Genomic DNA, 4,824 nt, shown 5'->3' on the forward strand with positions numbered 1-4,824 from the left:
GAGCGACGCGAGCGCGGCCGCCGTCCCACCCCTGCCGCCTGAAGCCGCCGCCACGTCGTCCCGCACCGGCGGCGTTCTCGTCGGCAGCGATCGCGTAGCCTCCCGCCGATCGCCCGACCCGAAACGCCTCGGTGGACGCCGTTCGGACGGCGTCGGCGTCCTCCGACTCTGCCGCCGAGACGGCCGATTCGACCCCGGCCTCGAACGCCTCGTACGACTCGGCGTCCGCGGATTCGAGGACATCGTGGACCGTCGCCTCCTCAAACCGGGTCAGCGCGTTCTCGGCCGCCGAGCGCGCCGCTCCGAAGTTCCCGGAGGCAGCGAGGAACGCGGCGTTCCGAACCGTTCCTCCGAGGTTCTGTAGTTCCAAGGCCTGCGCGGTTGTCTCCCCCGCGACCGCTTCCTGTGCCTCCGCCAGCTGTGCGTCGGCGATGTTCGCTTCCTCGCGGGCGCGTTCGATATTGCCCGCCCCGAGCCCGGCCGTTCGGAGTTCGCCGAGCGCCTCCTCGAATTCCGCGTAGTTCGACTCGCTCGTCGCTTCGAGCATCTCGTGAGCGCCGTACTCCCCCGATGCCTCCTCGAACCGGGCGAACACGTCCTCCGCGACGGCGGCCCCGTCGCTCGTCTCGTCGGCGACACCGAGTGCGAGCGCGTCCCACAGCCGAGCGCGCATCGCGTTCCACTCCGCGGCGACCGCCGTGTGTACCGGCTCACCTTCCGACTCGGACGACCCGGGTGCGTCTCTACTACTCTCTCCGTCACGGGAGCTACAGCCGGCCGTTCCGGCCGTGATCGCCGCCGCGCTCATCAGGAGTGTACGTCTCGTAGGCGACATCGTTGTTTAGGCTACCCTAAAGCAAAATAAGTCCGTCGTTTTTTCGGCTACCCTAAAAAAGTACAGCGACAGTGAACCGATGGGGCCGCGTGTCCTCTGCCTCACCGCTTATCGCGCCGCTGCCGGACGAGTCTTCAATATAGCGATATACAATTTACTCGTTCATTCTCAAATCAAATTGGTCGTCGAACGAGCGACAGAAATGGATCCGCTTTGACCGAACTACACCAGCAGTCGGTACACGTTCGCCTCGTATGTCTCGCGCACCTGATCGCCCCAGTTGTGGGTATACGTGTCGATCACGTCGTCCGCGACGTCGCCGCGGAGGTACTTCACCACGCCGCGGTCCCCGGTCCGGTCCCGGAGGTGCGTGGTGAAGAAGTGCCGGAAGTAGTGGGGCGTGACGTTCTCGTCGGCTCCGCCGCCGGTTCGGTACCAGCCCTCTTCCCGAGCGTATCGCTCGACCACATGCCTGACCGCCTGCGGCTCCAACCGCTCGCCCCACCCCTCCGTGGTGCCGACGAACAGCGGTTCGGCGGGCGACGGGGAGTCCGGCCGGATCGCGAGCCAGCGCTTCAGCGTCCGACGCAACTCGTCGTCGATCGGGATCACCGTCCCGCGCTTGCGCTTGTTCGCGGCCGAACGGATTTCGCCGTTCAGCTCCTCGCCGACGGCCGCCTCCGAGGTCACGAACAGCGAGTCGGGGCGACCGGACAGCGCTGGACGCCCGCCGAGCGAGTACGCCGCGTTGAGCTCCGAATCCGTGATCGCCACGTCCCGTAAATCGAGGTTACACAGCTCTCCGACCCGCATCCCGGTCTTCAGGAGCGTGACGAACAGCGCGCGGTGGAGCGGATGGCGGACGCCCGCGACGAACGACCGCATCGCCGGAATCGAGACGTCCCGGCGGGCGGGGTCTTTGTCCACGGTCTCGTCCATCTCCTCTATCACCAGCGTCATGGGGTTCCCGTCGAACGCCCCGACCTCCGTCATGTACCCGTAAAACCGGTTGAGGTACGCCGCGTACGTAGCGACGGTGCTGTCGGCGACGTCGCCCCGGAGCGAGTGGACGAACGACATACAATCGCGGTGCGTCGCCGATCCCGGATCTACGTCGTCGAGGAAGGACTCGAACCGCCGCAGGACGCGTTCGTACGCCTCTCGGGTCCGGTCGGTCTTCCCGTGGTACGTGAGGTCTTCGAGGAAGTACCCGATCGGGTCGTCGGGCTCGGGCGCGGAGCGCGTACTACTCATCGGTCAACACGTACCCCCCGTCCCGGCCGCTGTACCGAACGCGGTTCTGATCTTGGAGGTCGTCGAGCGTCGCCTCCAACTCGTCTTCCACGTCGCCGATGACCGCCTCGACGAGTTCGTCCCACGATCGGGGACCGGATTCGAGAACTGCGTGGACACGCGTTTCGAGGTCGCGACCCCCGGGGTCAGACGGGTCGGAAGCGGGTTCCTCGTCTCCGGACGATTCGGTCGGCGCGAACCCCTTTCGACCGGCCTGGATCATCGTTCTGACGAACTCGCTCAGCGACATGTCGAGCTCGTCGGCGTGGTTGCGCCACACGTCTTTTTGCTCCGCCGGCACGTACGTCTTCACCGACTGTCGATCCCCTCCCATCGTTCTCGGCCGGGGATTCTCGCGTCGCTCACTTCAATCTATCCCAGATTTCCAGATAAAGTCACTTATCTTCGCGTGTAGTCCCCTATTTGAACCGCAGATGAACAGTTATCTCTAAATCTGGACTGCTTAGGAGGTGGTGAGAGTACTAGAATCACGGATAAACTGTAGCAGGCGTGGGTTGGGCAGAGACGGATTCGATGACGGTTCGGTTCGGAACGATCCGACCGATCAACGCAGTCGACGTCGAGGGGAAAACGATCCGAGCGAACAACGCCACTTGACACTCGGGAGTACTCGATCAGATCTCCGCCTCGCAAAAGCGAAGCGATGTGCTTGCGCGGAGAGAATACGACCTGTGGGAGTGCGGCGACGCGTCGAGCCCGTCTCAGCGCGTACGGGTATAGTTCATGCCGCTATATCTACACCTGACTCAGACGCGGATCTCCGAGTCGGCCGCCTCGCGTTCGAGCGCCCGGAGGACGCGGGACACCGACTCGTCCGCCTCGGCCGCGTTGCGCATGAGAACCGTTTCGCTCGGGAAGAGGTGTTCGCCGACGGAGAGCCCGTGTTCGCGGGCCGTCGAGCCGGTGACGGTGAGGTAGACGCCGAGCCCGACGCGGGCGATGGCGGCCTCCTCTTCCTCGTCCGCGTCGGGATAGACGAACTCGACGCCGTCGAGCGCGTCGGTTCCCAACACGGCGGTGACGAGCCGCTCGTACCGCGGTGAGATACACAGGGGGCCTTCGTAGTCGGTGAGGTACTCGCGGTCGAACGCCGCTCCCGCCGCTCGGTCGTCCTCGCGGCCCATCAGCGTGTGATACACCGTGTCTCCGAGTCCGGCCACGACCCGGACGTCGGTGTCGACCGGATCGATCCGGTCGTTGATGTCGGAGATGTTCCCCAGACCGGCCGCTCTGATCCCGACGACCTCCTCCAAGACGAGGTCCGCGGAGTCGAACCCCAACGCGAACTCGTGTGTCCGCAGCGCGCGGAACGGCTCCTCGCGACCGACGAGCTTGACCGTCACGTCGCCCAGATCGACGGTGGCGGCGTCGAAGACGATCCGACGGGGCTTCCCGCCCCGGTCGTCGCGCAGCAGCGTGAACTCCGGCTCCGCCGGGGTCTCGGGGTCCGAGTACTCGGCCAGCCGCTCGTACGGCCCTCCGTCGGCGTCGACCGCACCCTTGGTGACGGCCTTCTCGTACCGGAGGGTGTTGCTCACGCTGTCCGCGAGCCGGTCGAGGTGATCGTCGTCCGAGACGGCCGCGATCCGCTCTAAGACCGCTTCAAGCGGGCGTCCCTTTCGGGGGACGGCGACCGGAATCGGATCAGTCATTGACCGATCTGCGGCCGCGTGCGTAAAACGGGTTGCGTTTTCCGACTCGCTGGGTGGAGCGCGGACGAAAGACGGTAAAACGCTCGACTCGTCGCGTCTCGCCGTCGGTTTCCGGGTTACGGGCCGAACGCTTCGTTGAGTCGGGTGCGGAACTCGTCGAGCTCGTCGAGGTGCTCGTTGATCTCGTCTAACTCGGCGGCCACGTCGTCGAGGTCCTCGCCGATCCGGTCCTCGACGTCGGTGAGCCGCGTGTCGACCTCCGCGAGGTCGTTCCACAGGTCGTCGAACTCCTCGTCGAACCGGCCGAGGTCGGACTCGACGTCGTCGACGCGGTCCGCGGTGGTGTCCGCGCGTTCTGCGGCGTCTTCGGCCGCTTCCTCGGCGTTCTCGGCGCGCTCTGCGGCCTTGTCGACCTCCTCGTACAGCGTCTCCACGTCGTCGCCCAGGTCGTCGACCGACTCCGCGACGGCCTCGGCCTCGCCCTCGACCCGGTCGACGTCCGCGCCGAGGTCGTCGACGTCGGTCTCGACCGTCGAGACGGCCTCTCGGACCGATTCGACCGCCTCGTCGACGGACCCGACCTGTTCTTCGACCGCCCGGACGTCGTCCTCCACGTCCCGAACGTCCTCCTCGACGCCCTGAACGTCGCCTTCGACCGCCTCGACGTCGCTCTCGACGCCGTCGACTCGCTCTTCGACCGCGCCGACCGCGTCGGAGGCGGAGTCGACCGCGGAGTCGACGCGGGCGACGTCCGACTCGATCGCCTCGCGCTCGTCGTCGGCGTCGTCGAGGCGGACGTCGAGCGCGGAGACTTCGGATTCGACGGCGTCGACTCGTTCGTCGATCCCGTCGAGAATCTCCCGGGCCGTGCCTTCGCCGTCGATGAACTCCGCGAGCGCGTCGGCGTACGCCTCGATGTCGGCGACGCTCGACTGGAGGCGAGCGATCCGCACGTCGACGCTGCGCGGCNCGGACGCGTCGAACGCTCCTCGATGGTCTCGATGTCTCCTCGTCGGCCGCGCC

4 protein-coding genes and 1 pseudogene are annotated in these 4,824 nt (G+C 66.4%); all 5 read right to left on the minus strand.

Annotated features, from left to right (window positions below):
• On the minus strand, positions 1-808 hold an 808-nt coding region (locus BN903_RS04820), incomplete at its 3' end, for a DUF5059 domain-containing protein (RefSeq protein ID WP_195155712.1).
• A gap of 249 nt (positions 809-1,057) precedes the next feature.
• Positions 1,058-2,089 carry a tyrosine-type recombinase/integrase gene (locus BN903_RS04825; protein ID WP_048076626.1) on the minus strand — a complete coding sequence of 344 codons (1,032 nt, stop codon included), beginning with the start codon at positions 2,087-2,089 and terminating at the stop codon, positions 1,058-1,060.
• Positions 2,082-2,462: a DUF5805 domain-containing protein gene (locus tag BN903_RS04830; RefSeq protein ID WP_048076627.1), complete on the minus strand. Its 381-nt coding sequence runs from the start codon at positions 2,460-2,462 to the stop codon at positions 2,082-2,084. Before BN903_RS04830 ends, BN903_RS04825 begins: the two co-directional genes overlap by 8 nt.
• A gap of 433 nt (positions 2,463-2,895) precedes the next feature.
• Complete coding sequence (locus BN903_RS04835) at positions 2,896-3,801, minus strand: hypothetical protein (protein WP_048076628.1); 906 nt, start codon at positions 3,799-3,801, stop codon at positions 2,896-2,898.
• A 116-nt stretch (positions 3,802-3,917) separates the two neighbouring features.
• Positions 3,918-4,824 (minus strand): annotated as a pseudogene (locus tag BN903_RS04840) (alanine-zipper protein); the annotation flags it as partial.

Source organism: Halorubrum sp. AJ67, assembly GCF_000513435.1.